Consider the following 25,812-nt stretch of genomic DNA (forward strand, 5'->3'; position numbering starts at 1 on the left):
TTCTCGATAGGAAAGAAAAAAGAACAATTGGAATAGTTAGATTTTTCAGATAATTAAAAAACGGTCGTTTCCAATTTTGTCCATTCAAAAAGTCGCACGGAAGATTGAAAACTTGACTGAGCGAAACCAGTTTTCGGACTCACGTGCGACCCTTCTATTCAATTATTTCCTGTGAAACAGTTGTCGTTTTAGGCAGTGACTGTTTCATTGTTTGTTGCAAAGTTTTTTAGCCGTTCAGCTTTTTCCGCTTCTGTGATCCCATGTTGTTCCACGTAACGGTTGTGTTCGTGGATGGCACAATCATAGCTACAGGCACCTAAATGGGCAGCTTGATTTTCTTCAGAAGTCAAAAATTGGCGATTGCATTCTGGGTTGGCACAGTTTACATAGCGCTCGCAAGGTGTGCCATCAAACCAGTCGCGACCGATAACTTTTTTATCCACATGATTGATTTCCACACTAATGCGTTCATCAAAGACGTACATTTTGCCATCCCAAAGCTCGCCTTGAACTTCTGGGTCATTCCCATAAGCAAAGATACCACCATGAAGTTGGGCCACATCATCAAAGCCTTCTCGCAGCAACCAGCCTGAGAATTTTTCACAACGGATACCACCAGTACAATAAGTAACGACTTTTTTATCCATAAATTTTTCTTTATTATCGATGATCCATTGCGGCAACTCACGGAAGCTGCGGATATCGGGACGAACGGCTCCCCGGAAATGGCCTAAGTCATATTCATAATCGTTACGGGCATCGATCACCACGGTATCTTCATCTAACAAAGCTTCTTTGAACGCTTTAGGATCTAAATATTTTCCAGTCATTTCTAATGGATCGATGTCATCTTCCAGGTTCAATGAAACCAATTCTTTGCGCGGACGAACGAATAGCTTTTTAAACGCATGTTCTTCTACTTCATCGATTTTATAAAAAATCCCTTTAAAACGGGGATCAGCTTCCATTTTTTCCATATAGCGATTTGTTGCTTCAACCGTTCCAGAAAGCGTGCCATTGATCCCTTCATTGGCTACTAAAATACGGCCCTTGATGCCAATTTCTTTTCCAAATGCTAAATGCTCCTTGGCGAAGCTTTCCGGATCTTCAATTGTTGTATATTTATAAAATAATAAAACGCGGTATGTCAAACCAATTCCTCCTTTTTTTGCACCCTACAGTATAGGTTATCGCGTGACAAAAAACGAGTTTTATGCTTGTACCTTTTCACACAATCTTTTTCTTTGAGCAAACAGTGTCATGGATTGGTTTGATTGAGCTCTGCCACGAAAAAAGCTGTGACTTGATCCATCGTTTCTCCACGAACCAGATGGCGTTCTTCTCGCGAGATAAACTGCAAATTTGCTTCTGGATTTTCTGCCACAAAGGCTTCCACATCACCATAAGGAATTTTCTCGTCTTGGGTACCATGCCAAAACAAAAGAGGACGCTGTCCTAATTTCTCTGGTTGAGAAGACAGATCGTAAGCATCCATCCAGCTTAAAAGCTGACCATAATCCTCGGGTACAAAGAACCCAGCAGCGCCAGCGTGCATTTGGATGCGGTCACGGTATTTCAACATGGAAGGAGAACCCATGATACAAGCTGCCGCTGTGATTTCTGGATGCTGGCACAATAAACCGCACGTGGTCATCCCTCCCATAGAGACTCCGCCAACTGCGATCTGCCCGTTGACCAAACCAAGGTTTTCAAAAAAATCGACTACGTAAGAAAACTCAAATAGATTGGTTTGGATACTTTGCCAAAAAGTTAAAGAAGGAATCTCCGATAGCTGGGTCTTGCGCTCCCCATGATTGGCTGCATCGGGCAAGACCACCCGAAAACCTTCTCTAGCCAACTTTCTGCCTTGTGTCAAAACTAATTCTTTACTCGTCTGCCAGCCATGATAGTAAATAATCAATGGCAGCGGCTCATAAATCATTTCTTCAGGTACGACTTCTAAGACCGGAATATTTCCGATTTTTCTTTTTCGAACAGCTAATTTCATTCTTTTCCACCTCAGCTTAAGTATACAAAAAGTCGCCAAAAGCGCCACTGATACGCTGTAAAAAAAGATCATACCCGAAGAGTATGATCCGTTTTTTCGTTTATGAATGTAAGACCGCTTCTCGAGCCAATGCCAAACAACCGAGGGTTCCAGCGTTGTCTTCCAATGCTGGGGTCACGATATATTTGCTTAACTCAGGTGTTTCGACATACCCATTGACCAATTTTGCAAATGCGTCATGGACGTTTTGCAGCATATGGCGTTGTTTCATCACACCACCGCCAAAAATGATCACATCTGGAGAAAACATCAAAGTTGTATTGTAGGCACATTGAGCAATATAGGAGGCTTCGATTTCCCAATAAGGATCATCTTCTGCAACCTCTTGTCCTTTTTTCCCTAAGCGTTTTTCGATGGCGGGTCCAGCGGCCATCCCTTCTAAACAGTTGCCATGAAATGGACAGCTGCCAGCAAAGTCATCTTTTGGATGAGGGACGACCAGCATATGCCCCATTTCTGGATGACTAAATCCTTCGATAAAGCGCCCTTCTTGTAAGGCACCGCCGCCAACACCTGTACCGATCGTGTAGTAAACGACACTACTCAATCCTTTGCCACTGCCGAAGACATACTCACCATAGGCAGCCGCATTGACATCTGTTGTCCAAGAAATAGGGATCGGAAATTCTTTTTTCATGGTACCGATGAAATCAAAATTTTGCCATGCCAATTTCGGGGTTGAGGTAATGTACCCATAAGTGGCAGAATCGCGATGGATATCGATGGGCCCAAATGAGCCAATCCCAATCCCTGCTAAATCTGCTTGGTATTGTTTGAAGAAATCAATGACTAAAGGCATTGTTTCCTCAGGTGTCGTTGTCGGAAAGCTCACTCTTTCCTTGATCGTCATTTCTTCATCGCCAATGGCACACACAAATTTTGTGCCGCCTGCTTCAATCGAACCGTATAACATGCACATCGCTCCTTTTTTTCTAACTACTTGCTGAACTTGATGCTGCGGCATCATCTGCTTTGACGCGATCGATGGCTACCACTAATGCAATGATCAGGTCATCTAGATCTTCTTCATAGATCACGACTTCATAGGTATCGCCCCAAGAGATCCATTTTTTGTGGATCTCTGCGATCCGCTTGCCGTTGCGGTTGACCACAAAATCCATATCCCACCAATTTCCGTCCACATCGATGCCTTCTGCACTGATGGAATAGCGGGCTTTAAAAAATGTGAAATGTTTTTCTAAAACGATCGCTTCTTGGCCGTGGACTTCCACAAAAAATTTTGGTAATAAACTGAACACTTTTTTGGTGATCTCCGCGATCGGTCGCTGCTGCTCATTGAAGATCGTAAAACTTTTCGGGATCTTAAAAAAACTGCCTTCGACATAATAGCGAGGGTTTTGTAAGTCATCGGTCACGGTAAATTTTTCGCCGATGCTGAAAACCTTCTGTTTGATGTAAAGTTTCTTCAAATACTACACTCCTTTCTCTTTGACATCGCCCGTATTGATCACCGGCTGCGTGCCTTTATCGGTAATGATCGACACCAATAAATTATTGATCAGTTGGACTTTGCGGTCATCTGTGAAATTGATGTCCTGTCCGTCTTCGATTTGTTCTAACGCCATTTGTGTCATGGAGACGGCTCCTTCAACAATGATTTGCCGTGCTGATAAAATTGCTTTAGCTTGTTGGCGCTGCAGCATCGCACTAGCGATCTCAGTCGCATACGCGAGGTGATTTAAGCGGGTCTCTATGACTTCGACCCCAGCAACAGCTAATCGTTCCTGCAATTCTTTTGCCAGCTCCTCCGAGACTTCACTTGTATTGCCTCGCAACGTCAGATCATCGTCATTGAACGTGTCATAAGGGTATTGCGTCGCAATATGACGAATCGCTGTTTCACTTTGGATCTCAATGAAGTCTTGGTAATAATCGACATCAAACAATGCTTTAGCGGTATCTACAACTTTAAATACCACCACTGCCGAGATCTCGATCGGGTTTCCGTCTGAATCATTGACCTTCAACAGCGAACTGTTAAAGTTGCGAACTTTCAATGAAACATTGATTTTTTGGGTTAATGGGGTTGTCACAAACAAGCCGTTGTCTTTAATGGTTCCTAAATATTGCCCAAAAAAGAGGATCGCTTTGGCTTGGTTGGGTTGTACGATCGTTAACGAACTAAGGAAAAGAAACGAAACGATCCATAAAAGAATACTGAGAACGATTTCGAGAACGCTCTCATTTACGAACCCATGATAAAACAAATAACCGCCGCCAACTAATAACCCGATTAGCACAACCAGTGCTAAATACCCATTCACATGAAATGTCTGTTTTTCTGTCATTTTTATTCCTTCCCTTCTTGCTCTTATCTTACCTTGGTTAAAGCCGCTGTGCAAATGTTCTTGCGCATATCAGCGACGATTCCCAATCAAGCTATTTTGTTTTCTGCAACTTTCCCGTTACAATTAAGGTAGGACAAAATTTTTCACAAAAAGGAGTAATTCTTATGGCACAAAAAATTGACTTAGAAACGAGTAAATGGTCGTTGGAATCGATCATTAAAACGGTCGGCACCGATCTTTCCTCTGTTGTGGAGATACAAAACAAAGACGGCATTGACGTTGTAGTGATCTCGAAAGACGAGTGGCAACATCTTTTGGAATTACTCGATGCGCGTCATGCAGAAGGCTATCGGTTAGAACAAGAGCTTCCTGAAGAAATTTTAATTGACGTTGCCGATACCGACAATCAGTATACAGAAGACGGCGAGTTAGAAATGGAACTGCCTGAGCGTGTGCATCCAGCACCTGATTTTGAACTGGATTCAGAAGAAATCGTCGAAAGTGATGACGTACTAGATTAAACAAAAAAGCAAAACGGCCCCGGGCTCGTTTTGCTTTTTTATATCTTTTTTTCTTGCCTTTTGGTAATGACTGCTTGCAATCGTTCGATGGCAGGCTGCAATTCTTGTAGCGCCTCTTCTTCGGGTTCTAACTCTGCACACCGTTGCAGTCGCTCTAACCACATTTCTGGTTCTTTGACGCCCAACTGGCCAATGGCCCAATAAGCCGTTCCTCGAATCACTGGGCGCACGTCTTCTGTCGCACAGCGCCAAATCGCTGGCAAGGCACTGCGATCCCCTACATTGGCTAAGGCGATGATGGCATTACGCTGCAACGGTTTTTTCCCCCGCCAAGAGCCAGATAGATGGCCAAATTGTGCCTTGAAGGCTTTGTTTGATAAAGACAGCATCGGTTGCAGTTTTGGATAAACGGTATCGACTTCAGGCTCCATCTCTTGATGAAAATGGAAGTCTTTCCCCCGATTATAAGGGCAGACCAGCTGACAAATATCGCAGCCGTAAATCACGTTATGCATCTTTTTGCGGTACTCTTCTGGCATCATACCCTTCGTCTGGGTTTGATAGGACAAACAGCGCTGGGCATTCATTCGACCATCGCCCAATAACGCTTTGGTGGGGCAAGCCGTCACACAACGCATGCAATCACCACAACCAAACGGGACTTCTTCATCTGGTTCAAGAGAGATATTAGTGACGATCTCCCCTAGATAAACAAACGAACCAAATTCTTCCGTAATCAGCAAGCCATTACGACCGATAAAGCCAAGACCCGCCCGCTGCGCTGCCGCCACATCCACCAATTCCCCTGTATCGACTTGTGGTGCGAAACGCCATTCGACTTGTTCTTCCATCGTTTGCGCTTGTTCTTTGATAAAGGCGATCAAGCGATCCAACCGTTCTCGCAAAATATCATGGTAATCGATGCCCCACGAGGCACGGGCAAACATGCCGCGTTTTTCATCCCGCGGGACTTTCTCTTTGATTTTTGTCGGATAAGCTAAAGCGATCGCAATGATCGTTTGCGGATTTTCAAATGTCCGTTCAGGATAGATACGCTCTTCGATCACAGGATGCTCAAAACCAGACGTATGGCCTTTGGCTTTTTGTTCCCGCAAGGAAGGCTCCAATGCCAAAAACGGCTCCGCTGAAGCAAACCCTATCTTGTCGATGCCAAGCCGCTTGCTTTCTGCAATAATTTTTTCTTTTAAAGACATGCACGCTACCCTCTTTTGTCCGCTAAGCATCTGCTTCTCGGCTTTTTCTCTTCCCCTATTATACGTAAGCACCTGAAAAAAGTCGATGGTGCGGTTTGTTCCCCCCGTTTTTTTCTTTCTTTAAAAGAACACGTGTTGATTGTTTAAGATTTTAATTAATTTTATCGTTATTTTCCTCGCAACGATTGCATTGCCTTTTTCGAATGCTAGACTAGATAAAGGAATTAGAAAGAAATGAACAAATGAAATGGAGATGCTTATGACTCAATTACCCACCGGCTTGACTGCAGCAGAAGTCGCCAAGAAAACCCAAGAGGGGTTGCACAATGATTATGAAACAAAAACCAGTAAATCAACTGCTGCGATCATCAAAGACAATTTACTGACATTATTCAATTTTCTCAATCTATTGATTGGCGTTTTTTTATTTGCCGTAGGCGCCTATTCCAACATGTTCTACTTAGCGATTATTTTTGTGAATATCACCATTGGGATCAGCCAAGAATTGCACGCGCGTAATTTAGTAAAAAAACTCTCACTTGTTTCACCGCAAACGGTACGAGTGATTCGAGATGCCCAAATCCATGAGATTTCAGCCAAAGAATTGGTCTTAGAGGACGTAGTTATTCTTGGTGCTGGGGACCAAATCCCCGCTGATATGACGGTGCTTTCTGGACTAGTCGAAGTCAATGAAGCGATGCTGACTGGTGAAGCCGATCTGGTTGTCAAAGAAGCAGGTGCTTCCTTACTCTCAGGAAGTTTCATCGTCAGCGGTGAAGTGACAGGAAAAGTCCTTCATGTCGGTGCAGAAAACTATGCAGCAAAACTAAGCAATGAGGCGAAGGTCCACAAACCGATCCGCTCTGAGCTGCTTGCTTCGATCCGTAGTGTATCCAAATTCACCAGCTATGTAATCGTTCCTTTAGGGGTGATTTTGTTCTTCCAAGCCTTTATGATGCGAGATGCTGGGATCAAGGAATCCGTCGTCGTTTCTGCCGCTGCCTTATTAGGAATGTTACCAAAAGGACTTGTCCTGCTGATCAGTATCGCCTTGACGACAGGTGTCATTAAATTGGCAAAAAAACGGATTTTGGTCCAAGACATGTATGCCGTTGAAACCTTAGCGCATGTCGATACCCTTTGTCTGGATAAGACGGGGACGTTGACGGAAGGCCATATGGTTCTCGAATCGATCGTTCCTCTCCAAGCCGACAGCGACCCTAACATGCTCTTAGGGAATTATTTGGCAGCCAGTACGGATAACAATTTGACGATGCAAGCATTGCGTCAAGGCTGTCCTGAGCTAACGGATCATCAGCCGATCGACGTCGCTGCCTTTTCTTCACAGCGCAAATGGGGTGCTGTGGCTTTTGAACATCTAGGAAATGTCTATCTTGGTGCACCTGAAAAAGTCGCCGGCTCTGCTGCCTTGCCGCAAGTCATAGAAGCGCAAGAAGCTGGTCTACGGGTGTTGATTTTAGCCGTAGAAACTGATCCAAAAACGCCGACATCCTTTGACCCAACCAACGCACAAGCGGTGGCTGTCTTGATTTTATCCGATATCATCCGCCAAAACGCAGAAGAAACCTTGGCTTACTTAGCGGATCAAGGCATCGATCTAAAAGTGATCTCTGGCGATAATCCAATAGCTGTCGCAGCGATCGCCCATCGTGCAGGCCTAGCGAATGCCGATCAAGCCATCGATCTTTCTACCTTAACGACCGAAGCAGAAGTCCGAGAAGCTGCGACACGCTATACGGTCTTTGGTCGTGTGACTCCTGAACAAAAGAAACTACTCGTTCAAGAATTAAAAGCCAATCAACGGACCGTTGCCATGACGGGTGATGGCGTCAACGATGTGTTGGCACTACGGGAAGCCGACGTCAGCATTGCAATGGCTGCTGGCGACAGTGCGGCTCGTCAAATCGCTAACTTTGTCTTATTGGATTCTGACTTTACTACGTTGCCAGATGTTTTATTTGAAGGACGCCGCGTCGTCAATAACGTGACCAAAGCGTCGGGAATCTTCTTTATCAAGACGATTTACAGCTTCTTGCTCTCTTTGGTTTGTATCCTGACATCCAGCGCCTTTCCGTTCTTGCCGATCCAAATCACATTGATCGACTTAGCAATTGAAGGTTATCCATCTTTCTTCCTTTCCTTTGAAGAAAACAAAGCACCGATCAAAGGTCGTTACTTGCCGACAGTCTTGCTCAATGCGTTGCCAAATGCCTTGTTGGTGTTAGTCAATTACTTTGCGATCCGCTTTTTACAAACCGACTACGGTTGGTCGCAATTTGATACGACGACCTTGTTGTACTATTTGTTGATCGGGATCAGCTGTATCGCTGTGATTCGCGCTTGCTTGCCATTAAATCCATTGCGATTGTTCTTAGCGATTACCACTACCGTGGGGATCTATGTCTCAGCAATGCTTTTCCACGGATTGCTGGAAGTCGGTTTCTTGACCGCTGTGACCTTGCCTTACTTCCTTGGCATGATGGCATTGAACATCTGCCTGTACGTGGGGCTTTCTTTCCTAACGAAGCGCTTTTCAGCCAAAATGCTTGTTAAACAATCCTAACCAATTCTGCCGCATCGTCTTTCTTTATCCAGAAAGACGATGCGGTTTTTTTGTCCTCTCCATAGGTGCAACCATACAAGAAGAAAGAAATTTGGTATACTGAACCTGTAGGCGGTTTCAACAGGAAAGCTATCATTTTACCAAAAGCCATCTTGTCAAACAGCCAAATTTAATCAGAAAGTGTTGGTGAAATTGGATGAAAAAAAGTATTTTACTCGTTTCTCACAGTCAGCAACTCACCGAAGGATTAAAACAGATGATCGAAGAAATGGCTGATGGCGAGTCAGTCACGATCTATTCTTTAGGCGGGACAGCAGAAGGAGAGCTGGGTTCTGACGCCACGAAAATCGTGGATGCCGTCAACGAATCCGCAGATGCTGAACTGATCTTAGTCTTTGCCGATCTAGGCAGTGCCGTTTTGAATGCCGAACTTGCTTACGACATGCTGGAACCTCAGCAACAAGAACGCTATCACCTGATCGACGCGCCGCTGGTGGAAGGTGCCTTTGCTGCAGCAATCACCGCTGGTTTTAGTGATGATTTGGCGCAAATCGTTGCAGAAGCAAAAAAAGCAGCCGAGAAAGGATGGCATGAAGCATGAAAAAAATCATTAATGATCCCTCAATGATCGTAGAAGAAATGTTGGCTGGTATCGTAGGCAGTTATCCTGAACTGGTCCATCAAGTCGCCGACTCACGGGTGATCGCTAAGAATAATCAAAAAGAACAAGTCGGTCTTGTTTCTGGCGGTGGGAGCGGACATGAGCCGGCCCATGCTGGCTTTGTCGGTGATGGGATGCTTAGCGCCGCCGTTTTAGGCGATGTCTTCACCTCCCCGACCCCCGACCAGATTTTGACGGCTATCCAAGATTCTGATCAAGGACAAGGCGTCTTGTTGATCGTCAAAAACTATACTGGCGATATCTTGAACTTTGAGATGGCCAAAGATATGGCAGAAATGGAAGAGATCACAACGGAGATCGTGGTCGTTGATGATGATATCGCTGTTGAAAATAGCACCTATACTGCTGGGAAACGAGGAGTTGCCGGTACGGTTTTAGTCCACAAGATTTTAGGCGCAGCTGCACGTAGTGGTGCCAGCTTAAGTGAATTAAAAACACTGGGCGATGCCTTGGTTGCATCGATCAAAACCATTGGGGTCGCATTAAAAGCGGCAACAGTTCCTGAAGTTGGGAAACCAGGTTTTGACTTAGCCGATGATGAGATCGAGTATGGCGTGGGTATCCACGGCGAACCTGGTTACCGTCGAGAAAAACTGAAACCCTCACGTGAACTAGCAAAAGAGTTGGTGGAAAAAATCTTGGCGGATTATGAAAAGACCCCAGAAAAAGTCGGTGTCTTGATCAACGGTATGGGTGGTACGCCGCAAATGGAGTTATTCGTTTTTGCCAATGATGTCGCGAAATTACTCGCAGAAAAAGACATCCCTGTCTCCTTCCATAAAGTCGGCAATTTCATGACTTCCATCGATATGCAGGGACTTTCACTGACCTTGATCGACTTCAGCGAAACGGATCACACCGATGCGTTAAATGAAACCGTCACAACAATAGCCTGGTAAAGGAGCGAATAGAGATGCAATTGACAACAGAAACGGTGCAAGCATGGTTAGATACCTTCACGAAAGAAATCGAAGCAAACAAGGCCTATTTAAGCGATTTAGATACACCGATCGGCGACGGTGACCATGGCAACAATATGGCACGCGGCGTAGCCGCTTATCAAGAAGCTTATGCCAAACAACAGCCAACGACGATCAGCGATACCTTTAAAGTCTTCTCGATGGCAATGATCTCAAAAGTCGGCGGCGCTTCGGGTCCCCTTTATGGTTCGGCGTTTATGAATATGACCAAAGCAACGAAGGAACTAGAAACAATCGACTCCTTTGAACAATTAGGTACGATCGTTGAAGAAGGCTTGACCGGTATCAAAATGCGGGGAAAAGCTGAGTTTGAAGACAAAACGATGGTCGATGTGTGGCAACCTGTCGCAGAAGCCTTGAAAAAAGGTGAATTGACCAAAGACACGATCGAAGCAGCGAAAGAGCATACCAAAGAACTAGTGGCTAAAAAAGGCCGTGCCTCTTATGTTGGTGAACGTGCCATCGGTCATATCGATCCCGGATCGGCTTCTAGTGCGATTTTATTTGAGTCTTTGTTAACGGTGATAGAAAAGGATTAAAAAAACGATGCTCTTACAAAATACCGTTTAAGACAAAAGACAAACCTTATGATTGCATAAGGTTTGTCTTTTTCTTGTTTATTCCTCTTGTAAAATCGTTTGGGCAACTAGCTTCACGTATTGATCCATGCCATCTGGATTTGGATGGACCCGATCTTCATAGAACCAGGACTCTTGATCATTACTCAAATCATACCAATCGATCAAGGTCATATTGTCGTATTTTTCCGCCATGCGCTCCAACATCCGATTGACTTCATTTTGCCAACGCTGTGTCGGTACCCGTACATTGATCCAGTAGACTTTGCGATCACCGATCTCGTTCATAAAACTGTCAAATTGGGCTTCTGTAAAGGAACCATTCGTCCCTAGCCCCACAAGGACGGTATCCCGCAAAAGATTTTTTTCTTTCAAGTCTTTGATCAATTCAGGGCTCGCATACAGCTGGCGCCCAACATCCCCATCAACTACCGCTTGGGTAAAGACTTCTTTCAAGTCAGCCGTTGCATCCAGCATCACAGAATCACCAAAAGCCGTGATTTCAAGAGATTCCGCTTTTTTCACTTGGGCTGCTGTTAAATCATACTTTTCCATGATATTTTTTTCATCTTCACTCGTGTTTGCCTCATCATCCGCTTCATTTCCTTCAGCATTCGCATTCTTTTGCGATTGCTCTGCCGCTTTTTTATTGGCAGCAATGTTGTCTTTCAACTGCTGCTGCTGGGCATCGACATAATTCGTCGGTGCAGTCACGACGCCAAACAAAGCAACGAGGGTAATGAGTAAGCTGGGCACTAACCACGGTTTTTTCCAACTAAAAATTGGTTTACTGAACCAACCGCGGACCGTTCTGAATGTATCTTTGTACTGGAATTTACGCATTGGGTTTTCGATAAACCGATAGGACAATTCACTGATAAACAAGATCAAGAATAGTTCCACTAACGTGTGCATCAGCACGTTCTCACCGATATTTCCCACTTTTGCTTCGTAAAAAATCATCACTGGAAATTGATACAAATAGATCCCATAACTGCGCTTGCCGATATAACTGAAAATCGGATTACTCAATACACGATTCAAACTGGCTCCGGGATGAGCGGTGACTGCCACAAGAATCGTACATAGGATACTGATCAAGAACATGCCGCCATAATAGACAAAGGTCAAATGATCATCTAAGAAAAAGAACGCTGCGATCAGACCAGCCAAGGAAGCAAAACCAGAGATATTTAAGACCCGTTTGGCTTTTTGCGGTATCTCTTTCTTCAAGTGGGTACTTGGCCAAATGAATGCTAAGGCACTCCCCATCCAGATCGAAAAGAGCCGCGTATCTGTTCCATAATAGACCCGTGTCGGATCAGCGCCTGGTGTGTAAAGGACCGCTAACAGAATTGCCGATAAAATCGTGACTGCGGCAGTAAATTTAAAGGCGCGATGCCTCTGCTTGCCGATTTTCATCAACAAAATAAACACTAAAGGCCAAATCAGATAGTTCTGTCCCTCCACAGCCAGTGACCACAGATGGGTAAAGGGGGATTCATTGCCGAACCGATCAAAATAGGATAACCCATGATTGATCTGCCACCAGTTGTTGTAATACAGCAGCGAGCTAACAAAAACCCCGCGCAAATTATTCAGCAGGTTTCGCTGGAACAAAGTGATATACGCTGCTGAGATAAGCAGCATCACCACCATTCCTGGATAGAGCCGTTTCATCCGCCGAATATAAAAATCTTTGACTTTGATTTTGCCGTTTTGATCCCATTCTTGCCTCAGCAAGTCAGTGATTAAATAACCTGATACGACAAAGAATACTGGAACTCCTAAATACCCGCCTCGCATATGAGTAGGTAGTAAATGATATAAAATAACGCCGATGACTGCCAAGGTTCGAATGCCGTCAAACCCGGTAATATAGCGGCTTGTGCTTAAACGTTTATTCATTTTTCAACCACTTTTCTCTAATTGATCCAATTGTTTCATAAAAAAACAATTTCAGCATGAACGCTATTGATTCCATACTCTCATAATTTACCAGAAATCCCCCATATAAAGCTAGCAACATCTGCTATATTTCAAAAAAATTAATTTTTGGCGAAAAAAAAGTACTTCTATAAAGAAATACTTTTTTCAACTCCTTTTTTACAGTTCTTCTTCATAAAACCGACCCAAAATCTGGACATTTTCCGCAATACTAACAAAGGCTTTTGGATCGGCTTCTTTCATAGCACTGCGCAGCATCGGCAGTTCAAAGCGTGTGACTACCGTCAGCAAAACCGTTTGTTTGTCATGCTTGTAGGCTCCTTCGGCTTCATTGATGATGGTAATGCCTCGCCGCATATGTTTTTGGATCGTTTGAATGACTTCTTCTGGGTTGCGAGTGATGATCGTCACCTGCATTTTCTTTTGCTTCGTAAAGACCGCATCCGTCACTTTTCCACTGACAAAAATCGCGATTGCACTATACAACGCATATTGCCAGCCAAACAAGATTCCGGCGGCGAACAAAATAACAATGTTAAAGAAAATCGATATCGAGCCGATCGTCTTCCCTGTCCGTTTGCGGATGGCAATGCTGACAAAATCCAGCCCTCCGGAAGAAAGACCATTCTTCAAGGCATAGCCGATCCCCACTCCATTGATGGCACCACCGAAAATCGCACAGATCATCGGGTCCGTCGTGACGGTTTCTTCTGGCAAAATTTGCACGAATAAGGATGTCAATAAAACAGTGATTCCAGTAAAGATCGTAAATTTGTGGCCGATCTTAAACCAGCCAAGAAAAAATAATGGCACATTCAACAATAATAGCGCAAGGGATAAGGGGATATAAAACCCGATCCATTCTCTTGAGATCGTAGTAATGATCTGAGCGACACCGGTAATGCCGCTGGAATAAATATTGCCCGGCTGATAGAAAAAATTGACCGCAATCGATGCCAGCAGTGCGTACACGATCGAGAATGAAAGTTTGTTGGCATATTCCGGATGAGGGAGCCATTTAAACAGAGGAGTCATTGCATTTCATAGCCTCACTTTTTTGATTTGCCTTTATTATACTTCAGCACATAAAAAAAGAAACGAGCAATGAAAGAAATGGGTGAATTCTCATGAACTTTTTTCATTCATTCACCAATTTCTATTTCATCACTCATTTCATCATGGGTTTAACGCTTATTCGTTTTCTTCAACCGTTGTTACATCAATGCTCAAGTCAAACAGTTGCATTGGCGAAACGGTACTTGGCGCTTGTGACATTGGATCAGCCGCTTTCCCATTTTTAGGGAAGGCAATGACTTCGCGAATGTTTTCTTCACCAGCCAAGAGCATGACTAATCGGTCTAACCCAAGGGCGATGCCGCCATGTGGTGGGAAACCATAATCCAAAGCATCCAATAAGAAGCCAAATTGATTTTGCATCTCGCGACGTGAGAAGCCTAGCGCTTCAAACATTTGCTCTTGCACTTCCCGTGTATGGATACGCAATGATCCGCCACCTAGCTCGTAACCGTTTAGCACGATATCGTAAGCTTGCGCATAGACTTTTGAAGGGTCTGTCGTTAACAACGGCAGATCGCTTTCTTTTGGCAATGTGAACGGATGGTGAGCAGAAACATAGCGACCTGCTTCTTCATCGTATTCAAATTGCGGCCAGTCAGTAACCCATAGGAAGTTGAATTTGCTCTCGTCGATCAAGCCTAATTCTTTTCCTAATTTATTACGGATCGCACCTAACGTCGCTGAAACGATCTCAAAGGAATCGGCACCAAACATCAGAATATCGCCAACTTCCGCATTGGCTGCTGCAATAATCGCGTCGGTTGCTTCCGTCAAGAATTTAGCGATAGGTCCTTTCAATCCATCTTCTTCAACTTTGACCCATGCCAATCCTTTGGCACCAAATTGGCCAGCGTAATGGCCTAGATTGTCCATGTCTTTTCTTGAGTATTTGTCTGCAGCCCCTTTGGCATTCAAGACTTTCACAACGCCGCCTTTTTCAAGAGCCATTTGGAAGACTTTAAAATCAACGTCTTTCACAACTTCTGATAAGTCGATAAGCTCCATGTCAAACCGTGTATCTGGTTTGTCACTGCCGTAGCGTCCCATTGCCTCATCATAGGTCATCCGTGGGAATGGCAAGGTAACTTCGATGCCTTTGACTTCTCGCATCACTTTTGCCAATAGCTCTTCCGTATAGGTTTGGATTTCTTCTGCCGTCAAGAAAGAGGTTTCGATATCGACTTGGGTAAATTCTGGTTGACGGTCGCCCCGCAAATCTTCGTCACGGAAGCAACGTACGATTTGATAGTAGCGATCGAAGCCGGCGCCCATCAATAACTGTTTAAAAATTTGTGGTGATTGCGGCAACGCATAGAAATGACCTGGATAGATCCGTGAAGGAACCAAATAATCCCGCGCGCCCTCTGGTGTTGATTTTCCTAGATAAGGTGTTTCGATATCCAAGAACTCGTTCGTGTCTAAGAAATTGCGGATCACTTGCGTCGTTTTCGCCCGCATCACGATGTTGTTCGTCATTTTTGGACGACGCAAGTCTAAATAACGGTATTTCATGCGAATCTCGTCGCCAACGGTTTGATCATCTTCAATCAAAAAGGCTGGTGTTTTTGCAGTGTTTAAAATCGTGATTTCGCTGATCATCACTTCATAGGCACCTGTCACCATTTTCGGATTGATGGCTTCTGGTGCACGATTGATGACTTGACCCGTTACTTCTAATACATATTCGCTGCGGCATTTGTCCGCGATTTCCCAGGCTTCTTTCGAAACCTCAGGATTGAAGACGATTTGCACGATCCCTTCCCGGTCGCGCAAGTCAATAAAAATCACGCCACCTAAGTCACGGCGCTTTTGCACCCAGCCTTTTAGTGTCACTGTCTGGTTTAAATGGGTCTCATTTACTAACCCGCAATATACTGTACGTTTTGTCATTCTTTTTCTCCTCACTCAAACATTTTGGTTGTCATTTCATCGTAGATCTCATCGAAGCGGGCATAAAGATCCGCTAACGGAAATTGTTTTTCTTCACGGCTTGCCATGGATTTGATATTGATCACTTGTTCTGCTAATTCTGTTTCGCCTAGAGTCAGAACCAACCGTGCCCCTTGTTTATCAGCAGATTTGAACTGGGCTTTGGCTTTACGATCCATGAAATCACGATCGGCAGAAAAGCCGAAATTACGAATCGCTTGCACGACTTTCAGCGCTTCTAAATTGGTTTCTTGTCCTAGACCAACCACATACGCATCTAACTCATTCAAAGCAGGAATCACAACTTCTTCGGCTTCCATAGTGATCAATAAACGTTCGATCCCCAAAGCAAAACCAAAACCAGGTGTTTCTGGTCCACCTAGCTCTTCCACTAAATGATTGTAACGACCGCCGGCACAGATGGTGGCTTGCGCCCCCATTTTTGGTGCATCACTCATGATCTCAAAAATCGTGTGGGTATAATAATCCAGACCACGCACCATATTCGAATCGACCTCATAAGGGATCTCCAACGCATCCAGCATACTCGTTACGGTTTCAAAATGTGCCTTGGCATCTGGCGTTAAGTAGTCTAAGATCGATGGCGCATCTGCCACAAATTTTTGGTCTCGCTTGTCTTTGCTGTCAAGAACCCGCAAAGGATTCTCATGCAAGCGGCGTTTTGAATCCTCACTAAGCTCCGCTTCATGGGGCGCTAGATAATCGATCAACGCTTGACGATAGTTTTGGCGTGTCTCTTTGTCACCTAATGAATTGATGACCAAGCGCAATTGACTCAGTCCTAATTGACGATAAAAATCCATTGCCATCGCCATTGTCTCAACATCGGTCGCTGGATTTGCTGAACCGAAAACTTCGACACCGATTTGGTGGAATTGACGCAAACGGCCTTTTTGCGGACGTTCATAACGGAACATTGGTCCCATGTAAAACACTTTATAAGGCTTCGTATGTTCTGGTCCGAATAGTTTGTTTTCGACATAAGAACGAGCGATCGGTGCGGTGCCTTCTGGACGCAACGTCACATGCCGCTCTCCTTTATCGTAAAAATCATACATTTCTTTTGAAACGATATCCGTTGTGTCACCGACACTGCGGGCAATCACTTCAAAGTGCTCAAAAATCGGTGTCCGAATCTCGTTGAATTGGTAATCGCGAAACACTAAACGTGCTGTTTCTTCCACAAATTGCCATTTTTCGGATTCTCCTGGCAAAATATCGTTGGTTCCTTTTGGACGTTGGTAACTCATCGTATGCATCCTCCTATTTGTTTCATGGTTGCCCATGTTCTTTGCTTTCATTGCTTGTTTGCTTATTCACCTATTGCTTGTTGCTCATTGATGTGGGTGGGTTGTTCTCGTGTTTGGCTTTTGGGTTATTGCGCTTTTAGTGGTTGGTTGCTGCTGGTCATCATCTATTCTGTCTTGCTCCAAAAGACAATCCCAGTGATTCCTAGTACGGTTATTACGCTCCCTAGGGTCGCCTAGTACTGTTCATCATCTATTCTGTCTTGCTCCGCAAGCCAACCCCAGTGATTCCTAGTATGGTTACTACGCTCCCTGTGGTCGCCTAGTACTGTTCATCATCTATTCTGTCTTGCTCCGCAAGCCAACCCCAGTGATTCCTAGTATGGTTACTACGCTCCCTGTGGTCGCCTAGTACTGTTCATCATCTATTCTGTCTTGCTCCGCAAGCCAACCCCAGTGATTCCTAGTATGGTTACTACGCTCCCGGCGGTCGCCTAGTACTGTTCATCATCTGCTCTGTTCCGCTTTGCGGACCAGTCGCAGTGATTCACAGCAAAAAACTCGCCCTTGTTTTTTTATACAAGGGCGAGTTTTGATTACACGCGGTACCACCTAAATTCGAGAAATGTTCTTCTCCTTCGCTCGATTAACGCTCGGTCACGGAACAGCTTTTCTTCTGTTCATCTCCAGATTGTCTTTCCTTTACACGTCCTAAACTGCTTTCAGCCGGGGCAGTTTTCTCTTTTAAGGAATAGAATAAAGTACTCGATCCTTCACTGATTTTTGATATTATCTATAAACTACAAGAAAGCTATGAAAAAGTCAAGGTGTTTCACTGTCTTTTTCACTCCGCTGCTTTCAAGTAGCGTTTTCTCTAGTAGTCAACGCAAAGAAGTTACCCTTCTGTTTGCTTTTCTTTCTTTTTGCGTTATGCTGAATAACGAAGGTTTTGTTTCTATGAAAGGAGCTGTTTTTATGTCTTTATATTCAGGCTATATCCGTCAACCACACTACTATGAGACCGATCAAATGGCGATCATCCATCACGCCAATTATATCCGCTGGTTTGAAGAGGCCCGCGTGGAATTACTGGCGTTTTTGGATTTACCGTATCATACGATCGAAGAAGCTGGCTTGATCGTTCCCGTGCTGGAAGTCAGTGCGCAATACAAAACGATGATTCGTTACGAAGATGAGGTGCGAATCGATGTTTTGGTCGACAAATATACGGGCACGCGTTTGGATTTTCGCTATGAGATCTACAAAACTAGCGATGGTCAGTTGGCTACGACGGGGACTTCAAAGCATTGTTTTTTAGCAAAAGAGACCAATCGCATCGTGCAGTTGAAGCGTAGTTTTCCTGAAATCCATCAACGATTTGCTGATTATGCTGCCCTGTCAGGGGAATAATCAATTCTGATCACTGATTTAAGTCAAAATCCTTGCTTTTTGAAACGGCTTTCGTATAATCAAAAGTAATTTCAGGGAAGGATGATGGCGATGTACGTGATTAAAGTTTTGCATGGTTACATTGGCAAAGATGGTCGTCGCACTCGTGAAAAAATTCCAGACAAGTTATGGGTCTTTGAAGATCGGAAGCAGTCCGAAGCATTTGCAGATAAAATTGGTGGTCGCGTCAAACCGTTAACTGAAGTCAAACAGCATACGTAAAGAAATAAGCCGTTATCGTCTTTTGCGCATAGACGATAGCGGCTTATCTTTTTTACTGCGTAAAAGGATTAGTCATCCAATTCTGTTTCAAGTACTTCACCTGTTTGGGCATTGATTTTCACATCTGTTTGTTTGTTGCCATCTTCTACTTTGACTTCCCAATAGGTTACATTCATTTCTTTGTCTAATGACCAATCTGTTGCTTGACCACCGCCAGCTTCTTTCACGGCGATATCAGAAATTTCTTCCAATGAAAGCAAGTTGGTTAGGTCCAATTGATCGGCATCTTTTTTGACACCGTTTTGTTCATCGGCATCCAATTTTTCCGTTCTTTCTTCAGAAGTTTCTTTGGTTTCTGCATCGATCTTTAATTCAAACTCATTCGTGTCATCCACGCCTTCTACTTGGTAGAAGTAATTGCCAAAAGAAGTATCCAAATCAATCGAAGTGATCGCTGCATCTGGGTATTTGTCTTGGAATATTTGGATCGCTTCTTCTACGGTCACCGTAGGTAAGCCGCCGTTGGCGATCGCTGCACTGCTTGAAGAGCTGTCTGTTGCTTGTGACGACGTTGTTTCACTTGATGAGGCAACTGCTGTGCTTGAGCTGCTGTTTTGCGCAGGTTCTGAATTTCCAGTGTTGTTTTGTGTACATCCTGCCAGTAATCCTAATGCGGCAATTCCGAATAAAATAGTTGTTTTTTTCATGTTTCATTCCTCCAATTGTTTGTGTATTCCTTTTTTCTATATATTTAGAATAACAAGTTCCTCATGAAAAAGAATCAAAAATGCTTGAAGAAAATCTAAAAAAATCTTCATCTTTCTCTTTCATTTGGAAAGGCAAGTTTAAAGATACTGCCTTGCGGTTGATTGTCTGTCACGGTAATTTTGGCATGATACTTGTCTGCCAGCTGTTTTACCAATGAAAGCCCGATGCCTGAACCAGCAATCTGGCTGGAACGAGAATCTTCTACTCGATAGAACCGTTCGAAAATCAAGGCTTTCTTGTCATCGGGAATCCCAATGCCAAAATCGGCGACGGTCAAAGACATCTGTCTCTGCTCTTGTGTCAAGGTCACATGAATCGGCTGATCAGCAGGCGAATACTTCGCGGCATTTTCTAACAGGTTTTGGATGATTTGCTGGAAGTCACGCTTATGCCCACGTTTCATACATTGGTTCTCCACAAAATATTCAATCGATTGCGGAACGATCGTCGCTTGTTTTTCACACTCTTCTCGGACGATCTGGGAAACATCAACAAGGGTCATTTCATCTGGGGATTGATTTTTTTCTAGGTCCAACAATTGATTGCTCAATGTTTCCAAACGCTTCGACTCTTTGTCGATAAACGCCATTGAGGAAGGAATGACTTCGGGATGTTTGGTTCCACGCCGCTGGATCAATTGGACATGTCCGCGAATCGCAGCCAAAGGTGTTCGCAGCTCATGGGAAGCATCGGCAACGAATCGTTTTTCCCGTTCGATCGTCTCACGCTGTTCTTTCAACAATTTATTGAAAGCCAAGGCCACCGAACGAATCTCGATGGGTTCTTCAGACACTGACAATTCTCCTTGTCGGCTTTGTTCAATGGCAGCAATTTCTTGCGCCATGCCGGTAAGTTTCTGACTCCATTTCCCGACACTCCAATAAATCAGCAGGCTGCCAATCACAACAGCGATCAGATTCAAGAAACTGCTGATCATAAAGAGACCATAGGCTAATTCCACACTATCCTCCCCATTGATAGCGATCGTCACCTGATCCCCATCGACTTCTTGGGTTTTCGTGTAATAGATGCCATCCTCTGTAAAAACGATGTCTTCGAGAAATGGCATCACTCGTCCTTGATTGATATCGGCAAAAATCTCTTCCGCATCTTCTGATGAAACGACACTGCCATCGGCTAAGATCACTTGCAGGGCGTCTTCTTCATCTGCCGAAACATAGGCATTGACGAGAGTGTCCCAGGTATCCCCTGATGCCTCGCCTTTTTCGATGGCTTCAAGAATGTTGCTAGCACGATTTTCGATATGTTCAAACAAATAACCTACGGATAATAAAATAAACAGCAGATTGAAGAGAATCAGCAGACCAAAGAGTATCAAGGAAAAGCGGCTCGTCAATTGAAACTGGGCTGTTTTTCTACGTTGGTTGACTGACTTATTCTTCATGGTCGGTCCTCAAGACATAGCCTAATCCTCGAACGGTTGCGATCATTTTGCCTTTGCCGCAAACATCCAGCTTGTTCCGCAGTGTACGGATATAGACATCTACAACATTCGTTTGACCGTCGTATTCATAACCCCAAATCTCATTCAATAGGTCATCTCTGGTTTTGACGACTTCCGGCTCTTTCATTAATTCATATAAAATCCCAAACTCTTTGGGCGTCAACTCAATGGTTTCACCGGCAACCTGAACCAAGTGCTTGGCGATGTCCATCATCAACTCCCCCGCCACTAATTGGTTTTGCTGGTTCTTTTGTTGTTTGGCTTCTCTTTGCAGCCGCCGCTCAATCACGCGAATTCTGGCAAACAGTTCTTCGATTTCAAAAGGTTTCGTTAAATAATCATCTAACCCAACATCAAGCCCCGTCACCACATCGGCGGTTTGATTTCTGGCGGTCATCATCAAAATCGGGATGTCGCTTTCTTTGCGTATCCGCCGCGCCACTGTGATGCCATCATAGATTGGCAGCATCCAATCCAATAAAATCAGATCAAAAGCATTTGCTTGCTGATTGAACAAGGTCAATGCCTCTTGCCCATCTTTGGCCCAGACCGTGCCATATCCCTCAAAAGTCAATTCGGACTGGATAAAACTGGCTAAACTTTCTTCGTCTTCTACTAGCAAGATCTTCAAAGTCATATGCGCTCCTCCTCTGGTTTTGCTTCTATCATAACGGATTTTTTCAAAACTTCCTAACTGATTGAAAGAAAAAAACATGAAGATTTTTTCATGTTCGACCAAAAAAAGACGGCATGAACCAAGGTTCACTCCGTCTTTCAGTTATTCCATATTTTTTGCCAGCTGATACGTGCCAACAAGTTCTCCTTTTTCGAGTTGAATCATGTAAGGACATGTTTCAGCTAAAAACTCACGATCATGACTGATCACGGCTAATAAATCAACTTCTTTGGCAACTATTCGCAGTAGTTTTGCGACTTCCTCCATTTGCTGCAAATCTAATCCACTCGTTGGTTCATCGAAAAACAACAAACGTTTGCCAGAAAGCAAGGCACTGCCAATCGCAACTCGTTGTTTTTCCCCACCCGACAAGCTTTGCGGATGTCGGGCAAGGAGTGGTGTTAAGTGCAACAATGAGACAATTTCTTCAAAACGAGCTGCGTTTTGGGCTTTGATCAGCAGCTCTTTTTCCACCGTTTCAAAAAACAGCTGCAAGTTAACATCCTGCATCATAAGAAAGCTTTCCTGCAGCAGCTGCTTTTGGGTCCGCTTTTGTCCATTGATGGCAAATACTGCTTCTGGGCATTTTTTCAATCCTGACAGGACTTGCACCAACGTACTTTTGCCAGCACCATTTGGTCCAACGATCCCCACAGCTTGCTTCGTCGGCAATTGTAGTTCAGGCAAGTTAAGCGCCCAATTTCTGCTGTTTGCTGAGCGTTTCGATTGCTTGATCTGCAGATGCGTTGCCCTTAATCCAGACTTTTCTGGCAAAGATTCTCGGCAGTGCTGATTTTCCAATGCCGCCTCGCCTACTTTTCGCAATCCCAACTCGTGAATTGCCTCCTCGGGCAGTGACAACAGCTGAGCTGCTGGATAAGACGCCCGCAATCGTCCTGCTTCTAATAGACAGAAGCGATCTGCCAGTGGCGCCAAATACGCCAAGCGGTGTTCGGCGATCACAATGGTTTTCCCTTGTTGTTTTAAAGAAGCCAATCCTTGAGTCAACTTTTGGATCGCTTCTTGATCCAAATTACTGGAAGGCTCATCCAATAAGAACACATCATGGGGCAGCATCGTGGCTGCAGCGAGAGCAATCAGCTGCTTCTCCCCACCAGATAGGTCAAAGACACTAGCATCAAGCAACGGGGTCAGGGAAAACTGCTGTGCTACTTCGGTGATTCGCTGCCGAATGTTTTCTGGTGCGACGCCCGCATTTTCCATCGAAAAAGCTAACTCCGAATAGACATCCGTGGTGAAAAATTGAGTCTTGGGGTTTTGAAAGACGACGCCAATCGTCTGGGCATAATGGGAGAAATCGGCAACTGGCAAGTCTGTTTCTCCGACACGGATCTTTCCTTGCACTTCGGCGGGATACAGCTCAGGGATCAAGCCATTCAAAACATTGAGCAAGGTCGATTTTCCGCTGCCGCTAGCGCCGCACAAAACGATAACTTCCCCAGCTGCGACTGTCAAAGAAAGCTCAGATAATACGGTTCGATTTTCTCGTTTCACTGACACTTGTTCTAGTGTGATCATCCAAGCCACATCCTTTTCACGATAAAGCCGCCTAATGCTAAAAAGACCAAGCCATCCCACCAGCGCAGCTTCAGTTCGTGGACGGTGGTATGGGGAGTTTCTGATGCTAACCCGCGAACCAGCGCCGTAGCCGACAGTTCGGTTGCGGTCTTTTCAGCCGACATCAGTAATGGGATCAAAAAATACTCCGCACTTTGCAGTGGATGAAGCAAGATCGATCCTGCCGACAGCGAGATGCCGCGAAAGCGCATCGCTTGGCGAATACTTTTGAAATCTTGTACCAATGTGGGAAAAAAACGAAATAAGACTGCCAGCGGGACTAATAATACATTGGGCACGTGCATTTTTTGCAACGCCGCCATCCACTCACTGTTCTTCGTCCCACTAATGGCAAAAGCCGCCGCCATGATCGTTGGCAATAAGCGGCGATAACCGACGGAAAAGAAATCCAGCAACACGATCAATAGGTGGTTTCCTTGGCGAAACAAAAAACTATCTGCCAGTGTCAGCAAGACAAACACGCCATAGAACATCAGACCTTTTTTCCAAAAGCCGCTGACTAAAAATAGCAGCAGCAAGAACGTGACAAAGACAAACTCATCGATCCAGCTAATGGACACCATCATAGTAAAACTAGCAAAGAGAATCACCGCCAATTTGCTGCGGGGATCAAACCTTGTTTTCGACACATTCCTCACCCTTTATGCGATTGGATCGTTGGTTGAAAATGTTTTTCCATCAAGCGGCTACCAATGCCTAAACCAGCCACCGCACCAATCAAAACGGCCAATGCACAAAGCCCCAACATCACATTGGAGGTATGAGCAAACACACCGGCAATGTAGGTTTCATCTTTTCCGCGAGCCACTAATGAATCGATGTAGGCATTTTTCATAAACCACAGGGGCAAGATCGGGCCCATCAAGCCAAAACTAAAGACGATATAACTCGCCAGTACGCGAACGTTCTCTTTGAGCTTTGTTTTGTATTGAATCAAATCAGCTGTTAAGGCACAAATCATATTGGGCAAAAAGGCCAATGGAAAATGTCCTGAAATCAAAAAAAAGAGCCCTACCACGGTACCCATAATGGTGATTGCGCCAAATTTCGGTACTTTATTCAATAAAATCAGATAGATAATGCCAGAAAACAAAGCGGTGACTGCTGGAATAAATAAATTATGAAAACCTGGGATCACAAAACGCAAAATCAATAGACAGACGCTCATTAAAAGAAAATAGATCGCTGTATAGATCCCCACTGCAATTAAATCTTGAACCTTTAGTTTTTTCACTGCGTATACGCTCCTTCTTGCAAGCAATCAATGAAAAAACCGTTGCTGCTTGCTTGTACAAACTTATTTTTACAAAGCCTCAGTATAGCACAAAGCAGACGTTTTTATGGGGAGATATGCTTATCAACAGTCGATTTTCTTCTAGAACAGAACCAACAAACAGACGTGACTTCTGAATGGCTCCATTTCAACACACAGGGACCTTTAAAGATCCACTAATGGAAAAATGATGCTTTCACACGCTTAGTTGTTTTCTCCTCTTCCCATCTTTGCGAAATTAATGAATAATAGATAAAGACAAACATTAAAAATCAGCACAGACTCTTCATCATTTTCTTTATTAAGAAACCAGCAGGTGCTTCTAAAAAAAACAATAAGAAAGCTGACTGTCGCTTATTCGTTGAAGAAAATCAACGCTGTACTGCTGTGTAAACAGCATAAACCCAACTGTAAAAACATTTTGACACTTGATTTCAAGGCATTGTCAAAGACATTTGATCGTTAAAAAGCAGACATTGGCCTACACTAATGGTAGAAGGAGCGGATAAAATGAACTTAAGCAAACAAATAAAAAAACATCGGGAACGATTAAGTCTCTCTCAGGAAGGGCTGGCAGAAAAACTTTATGTCTCCCGACAAACGATCTCAAATTGGGAGAATGAAAAAAGTTATCCTGATGTTCACAACTTATTATTGCTCAGTGTTCTATTTGATGTTTCTTTAGATGAATTAGTCAAAGGGGATGTTGAACAAATGAAAGAAACGATTGAGAAAACAGCAATGGATCGCTACACGAAAATAATGTTGGTCTTTACATTGTTGGCCGCATTATCTGTTGGGCCTGCTCTCTTTTTACCAGGACACTGGTGGATTGCCCCGCCTCTATGTTTTTGGCTCGTCTCCATGTATGCCGCATTGAAGATCGAAAAAATCAAGAAAACCCAAAATATCAAAACGTATAAAGAGATCGTTGCCTTCATGGAAAATCAAGACCTCGATGCCATTAGGAAAAAGCGAGACATCAAAAAAGATTTCCTCTCAAAAACAGTCATCGTCTTGGTCTTTGCCTTGATTGTCGGCATGCTTGCATGGCTTAGTACATTGCCGCATTTACTGATGCGCTGATAAAAAATACAGGGTGCAGCTGCTTTTCATAAATGAGTAGCTGCACCCTGTATTTTTTCATCTTCACCAATGTAAGCTTTCACAGGCCCGATTTCAAGTTTCTCTGCAGTATAATTT

Annotated in this window: 24 protein-coding genes and 1 other annotated feature; of the genes, 8 read left to right on the plus strand and 16 right to left on the minus strand. The window is 44.1% G+C overall.

Annotated features, from left to right (window positions below; all coding sequences use genetic code 11):
* Nucleotides 1–188: 188 nt before the first annotated feature.
* The 5 genes from IGJ74_RS15140 to IGJ74_RS15160 form a co-directional block, all read right to left on the minus strand.
* Nucleotides 189–1,151, minus strand: coding sequence for a rhodanese-related sulfurtransferase (locus IGJ74_RS15140; protein WP_087664604.1), 963 nt, complete (start codon nucleotides 1,149–1,151; stop codon nucleotides 189–191).
* 107 nt (nucleotides 1,152–1,258) lie between these two features.
* Complete coding sequence (locus tag IGJ74_RS15145; RefSeq protein ID WP_176374302.1) at nucleotides 1,259–2,008, minus strand: alpha/beta fold hydrolase; 750 nt, start codon at nucleotides 2,006–2,008, stop codon at nucleotides 1,259–1,261.
* Between the two features lie 100 nt (nucleotides 2,009–2,108).
* Entirely contained in the window at nucleotides 2,109–2,981 is an 873-nt protein-coding gene (gene scrK / locus IGJ74_RS15150; RefSeq protein WP_002347415.1) for a fructokinase ScrK, read from the minus strand.
* A 19-nt stretch (nucleotides 2,982–3,000) separates the two neighbouring features.
* On the minus strand, nucleotides 3,001–3,498 hold the full coding sequence (locus tag IGJ74_RS15155) for an LURP-one-related/scramblase family protein (RefSeq protein WP_005233908.1): 498 nt from the start codon (nucleotides 3,496–3,498) through the stop codon (nucleotides 3,001–3,003).
* Nucleotides 3,499–3,501: 3 nt separating this feature from the next.
* Nucleotides 3,502–4,377: an SPFH domain-containing protein gene (locus IGJ74_RS15160; protein WP_008379560.1), complete on the minus strand. Its 876-nt coding sequence runs from the start codon at nucleotides 4,375–4,377 to the stop codon at nucleotides 3,502–3,504.
* A gap of 164 nt (nucleotides 4,378–4,541) precedes the next feature.
* Here IGJ74_RS15160 and IGJ74_RS15165 point away from each other — a divergent pair, with 164 nt between their 5' ends.
* Nucleotides 4,542–4,898, plus strand: coding sequence for a hypothetical protein (locus IGJ74_RS15165; protein ID WP_087664602.1), 357 nt, complete (start codon nucleotides 4,542–4,544; stop codon nucleotides 4,896–4,898).
* Between the two features lie 38 nt (nucleotides 4,899–4,936).
* Here IGJ74_RS15165 and queG read toward each other — a convergent pair whose 3' ends face one another.
* The gene (gene queG / locus IGJ74_RS15170; protein ID WP_087664601.1) at nucleotides 4,937–6,112 is read right to left on the minus strand and encodes a tRNA epoxyqueuosine(34) reductase QueG; all 1,176 of its coding nucleotides are present in this window, start codon (nucleotides 6,110–6,112) and stop codon (nucleotides 4,937–4,939) included.
* Between the two features lie 259 nt (nucleotides 6,113–6,371).
* Here queG and IGJ74_RS15175 point away from each other — a divergent pair, with 259 nt between their 5' ends.
* From IGJ74_RS15175 to dhaL, 4 genes are all read left to right on the plus strand, one after another.
* Complete coding sequence (locus IGJ74_RS15175; RefSeq protein ID WP_087664600.1) at nucleotides 6,372–8,696, plus strand: HAD-IC family P-type ATPase; 2,325 nt, start codon at nucleotides 6,372–6,374, stop codon at nucleotides 8,694–8,696.
* Between the two features lie 196 nt (nucleotides 8,697–8,892).
* Nucleotides 8,893–9,297 (plus strand): dihydroxyacetone kinase phosphoryl donor subunit DhaM, encoded by a 405-nt coding sequence (gene dhaM / locus IGJ74_RS15180; protein WP_005228160.1) that lies wholly within the window; start codon nucleotides 8,893–8,895, stop codon nucleotides 9,295–9,297.
* Nucleotides 9,294–10,277, plus strand: coding sequence for a dihydroxyacetone kinase subunit DhaK (gene dhaK / locus IGJ74_RS15185; protein WP_087664599.1), 984 nt, complete (start codon nucleotides 9,294–9,296; stop codon nucleotides 10,275–10,277). Before dhaM ends, dhaK begins: the two co-directional genes overlap by 4 nt.
* Before the next feature lie 14 nt (nucleotides 10,278–10,291).
* A complete protein-coding gene (gene dhaL / locus IGJ74_RS15190) occupies nucleotides 10,292–10,897 on the plus strand; it encodes a dihydroxyacetone kinase subunit DhaL (protein ID WP_005233893.1) in 606 nt (201 codons plus the stop codon).
* Nucleotides 10,898–10,975: 78 nt separating this feature from the next.
* Here the strand turns inward: dhaL and IGJ74_RS15195 are convergent, their stop codons facing one another.
* From IGJ74_RS15195 to hisS, 4 genes are all read right to left on the minus strand, one after another.
* Nucleotides 10,976–12,844 carry an acyltransferase family protein gene (locus tag IGJ74_RS15195; protein WP_005233891.1) on the minus strand — a complete coding sequence of 623 codons (1,869 nt, stop codon included), beginning with the start codon at nucleotides 12,842–12,844 and terminating at the stop codon, nucleotides 10,976–10,978.
* Nucleotides 12,845–13,042: 198 nt separating this feature from the next.
* Complete coding sequence (locus tag IGJ74_RS15200) at nucleotides 13,043–13,918, minus strand: YitT family protein (protein WP_005233887.1); 876 nt, start codon at nucleotides 13,916–13,918, stop codon at nucleotides 13,043–13,045.
* Nucleotides 13,919–14,074: 156 nt separating this feature from the next.
* The gene (gene aspS, locus IGJ74_RS15205; RefSeq protein ID WP_008379543.1) at nucleotides 14,075–15,850 is read right to left on the minus strand and encodes an aspartate--tRNA ligase; all 1,776 of its coding nucleotides are present in this window, start codon (nucleotides 15,848–15,850) and stop codon (nucleotides 14,075–14,077) included.
* Nucleotides 15,851–15,861: 11 nt separating this feature from the next.
* A complete protein-coding gene (gene hisS / locus IGJ74_RS15210) occupies nucleotides 15,862–17,160 on the minus strand; it encodes a histidine--tRNA ligase (protein WP_034872142.1) in 1,299 nt (432 codons plus the stop codon).
* Nucleotides 17,161–17,735: 575 nt separating this feature from the next.
* Nucleotides 17,736–17,943: a binding site (T-box leader), on the minus strand.
* Between the two features lie 189 nt (nucleotides 17,944–18,132).
* Here hisS and IGJ74_RS15215 point away from each other — a divergent pair.
* Nucleotides 18,133–18,567: an acyl-CoA thioesterase gene (locus IGJ74_RS15215; protein WP_008379539.1), complete on the plus strand. Its 435-nt coding sequence runs from the start codon at nucleotides 18,133–18,135 to the stop codon at nucleotides 18,565–18,567.
* A 90-nt stretch (nucleotides 18,568–18,657) separates the two neighbouring features.
* Nucleotides 18,658–18,828, plus strand: a complete 171-nt coding sequence (locus IGJ74_RS15220; RefSeq protein WP_008379536.1) for a hypothetical protein — start codon at nucleotides 18,658–18,660, stop codon at nucleotides 18,826–18,828.
* 68 nt (nucleotides 18,829–18,896) lie between these two features.
* Here the strand turns inward: IGJ74_RS15220 and IGJ74_RS15225 are convergent, their stop codons facing one another.
* The 6 genes from IGJ74_RS15225 to IGJ74_RS15250 all read right to left on the minus strand — a co-directional run bounded on the left by IGJ74_RS15225 (nucleotide 18,897) and on the right by IGJ74_RS15250 (nucleotide 24,570).
* Entirely contained in the window at nucleotides 18,897–19,535 is a 639-nt protein-coding gene (locus IGJ74_RS15225) for a PepSY domain-containing protein (protein ID WP_010750007.1), read from the minus strand.
* Between the two features lie 107 nt (nucleotides 19,536–19,642).
* A complete protein-coding gene (locus IGJ74_RS15230) occupies nucleotides 19,643–21,001 on the minus strand; it encodes a sensor histidine kinase (protein ID WP_074536794.1) in 1,359 nt (452 codons plus the stop codon).
* Nucleotides 20,991–21,698: a response regulator transcription factor gene (locus IGJ74_RS15235; RefSeq protein WP_034878320.1), complete on the minus strand. Its 708-nt coding sequence runs from the start codon at nucleotides 21,696–21,698 to the stop codon at nucleotides 20,991–20,993. The genes IGJ74_RS15230 and IGJ74_RS15235 overlap by 11 nt, the downstream gene beginning before the upstream one ends.
* A 141-nt stretch (nucleotides 21,699–21,839) precedes the next feature.
* Nucleotides 21,840–23,276 carry an ABC transporter ATP-binding protein gene (locus tag IGJ74_RS15240; protein WP_086332695.1) on the minus strand — a complete coding sequence of 479 codons (1,437 nt, stop codon included), beginning with the start codon at nucleotides 23,274–23,276 and terminating at the stop codon, nucleotides 21,840–21,842.
* On the minus strand, nucleotides 23,273–23,974 hold the full coding sequence (locus IGJ74_RS15245) for an energy-coupling factor transporter transmembrane component T (RefSeq protein WP_008379524.1): 702 nt from the start codon (nucleotides 23,972–23,974) through the stop codon (nucleotides 23,273–23,275). Before IGJ74_RS15245 ends, IGJ74_RS15240 begins: the two co-directional genes overlap by 4 nt.
* A complete protein-coding gene (locus IGJ74_RS15250; RefSeq protein WP_005233871.1) occupies nucleotides 23,971–24,570 on the minus strand; it encodes an MptD family putative ECF transporter S component in 600 nt (199 codons plus the stop codon). The genes IGJ74_RS15245 and IGJ74_RS15250 overlap by 4 nt, the downstream gene beginning before the upstream one ends.
* Nucleotides 24,571–25,119: 549 nt before the next feature.
* On the opposite strand from IGJ74_RS15250, the gene IGJ74_RS15255 reads away from it, so the two are divergent.
* On the plus strand, nucleotides 25,120–25,695 hold the full coding sequence (locus tag IGJ74_RS15255; protein ID WP_087664598.1) for a helix-turn-helix transcriptional regulator: 576 nt from the start codon (nucleotides 25,120–25,122) through the stop codon (nucleotides 25,693–25,695).
* Nucleotides 25,696–25,812: the final 117 nt, after the last annotated feature.

The sequence above is a fragment of the Enterococcus sp. AZ009 genome, from assembly GCF_050548785.1.
GTDB classification, from domain to species: Bacteria; Bacillota; Bacilli; order Lactobacillales; family Enterococcaceae; genus Enterococcus_D; species Enterococcus_D entomosocium.